The sequence below is a fragment of the Streptococcus sp. DD11 genome (assembly GCF_001578865.1).
GTDB classification, from domain to species: Bacteria; Bacillota; Bacilli; order Lactobacillales; family Streptococcaceae; genus Streptococcus; species Streptococcus panodentis.
On the sequence record NZ_KQ969396.1, the window covers coordinates 61,969 to 63,390 of the forward strand.

The 1,422-nt window shown below is 51.9% G+C and carries 2 protein-coding genes; both read right to left on the reverse strand.

Features of this window, described 5'->3' with window-relative positions:
- Positions 1-50: 50 nt before the first annotated feature.
- The gene (locus tag STRDD11_RS09745) at positions 51-953 is read right to left on the reverse strand and encodes an RluA family pseudouridine synthase (protein ID WP_128837165.1); all 903 of its coding nucleotides are present in this window, start codon (positions 951-953) and stop codon (positions 51-53) included.
- Positions 937-1,404 carry a signal peptidase II gene (gene lspA, locus STRDD11_RS09750; RefSeq protein WP_128837166.1) on the reverse strand — a complete coding sequence of 156 codons (468 nt, stop codon included), beginning with the start codon at positions 1,402-1,404 and terminating at the stop codon, positions 937-939. Before lspA ends, STRDD11_RS09745 begins: the two co-directional genes overlap by 17 nt.
- Between the last annotated feature and the right edge of the window lie 18 nt (positions 1,405-1,422).

Sequence of the window (1,422 nt, forward strand, 5' to 3'; positions counted from 1 at the left end):
CACAAAAGCCAGCAGATCTGCTTGTCCAATTTCCTCAAGACTAAGCGGTTTTACTGACCGCCTTTCCGCAGCTTTTCCAAGGTTTCTTGGAAAATGGCTGGAGCCTCCGCTGTAAATTCCAAGACCTCTCCTGTCCGAGGGTGGCTGAAGCCCAGAGTCCGCGCATGGAGAAACTGGCCTTGACCTTTCAGGGTCTTTCGCGGTCCATAGACTGGATCTCCGGCCACCGGATGGCCAATGTAGGCCATGTGAACGCGAATCTGGTGGGTCCGACCGGTTTCCAGCTGGAGCTCGACCAGAGTATAGTCCCCAAAGCGTTCCAGGACCTGAAAACGGGTCAGGGCTGGCTTGCCCTTGGCTGTCACGGCCTGCTTCTTACGATCTTTGTCACTGCGGCCAATCGGCGCCTCAATCACACCACGGTCATTGGGCAGATTGCCGTGGACGATAGCCCAGTATTTGCGCAGTGATTTCTTGTCTTTCAGCTCCTCCGCCAGAGCCAGATGGGCTCGGTCATTTTTGGCAATCATCAAGAGCCCTGAGGTATCCTTGTCAATCCGATGGACAATGCCGGGACGCAGCACACCATTGATAGCAGACAGATCCTTGATATGGCAGAGCAGGGCATTGACCAGGGTGCCGCTGGTGTGGCCGGCACTCGGATGGACCACCATGCCCTGAGCTTTATTGACCACCGCCACATCCTCATCTTGGTAGACAATGTCCAGAGGCAAGTCCTCGGCTTGGTACTCTACCACCTCCGGCTCCGGCAATTCATAACGGATGGCATCGCCCTCTTTGACAGCATACTTGGCCTTCTTGGTCTGACCGTTGACTAAAATCTGGCCGTTCTTTATCTGTTCATTGGCCAAACTGCGGGAGAGCTCCGTCAGTTCAGCCACCGCCTTGTCTAAGCGCTGCCCCGCCGCAGCTGCCTCAATTCTTACTTCCATCTTTCTCTTCCTTTATCATCAGCAGCAGTAAAATGGCAACGCCAAAAGTCAGGTACATATCCGCTACATTAAAAACAGCGAAATGGATAAATTCCAGCTGAAACATATCAACTACAAAACCTTGGCGCAAACGGTCGATAAAATTCCCCAGACCGCCGGCAATCACCAAGGTCAGCCCAGCCAGCAGCCACTTGGAGGCACGGAGATGCTTGATCAGATAGTAAACAGCTCCGCCGATGACCAAAAATGTCACCAAAGTAAAGAGCCATTGCTGATTTTCCAGCATAGAAAAGGCAGCTCCGGTGTTTTGCAGATAGGTCAGACTGACCAGCTGCGGGATGAAGTCCCTGACCTGACCCAGCTTAAAATCACTGACAATATAAAATTTGACCAGCTGGTCCAAAAGAACCAGGGTCAAGACTGAAAGGGGAATGGTAATGTTTCTTTTCATACTTATTTTTCTGTGCAA

Excerpts from the sequence above, each read along its gene's own strand:
- lspA (WP_128837166.1), bottom strand. The coding sequence starts at position 1,404 with ATGAAAAGAAACATTACCATTCCCCTTTCAGTCTTGACCCTGGTTCTT.
- STRDD11_RS09745 (WP_128837165.1), bottom strand. The coding sequence starts at position 953 with ATGGAAGTAAGAATTGAGGCAGCTGCGGCGGGGCAGCGCTTAGACAAG.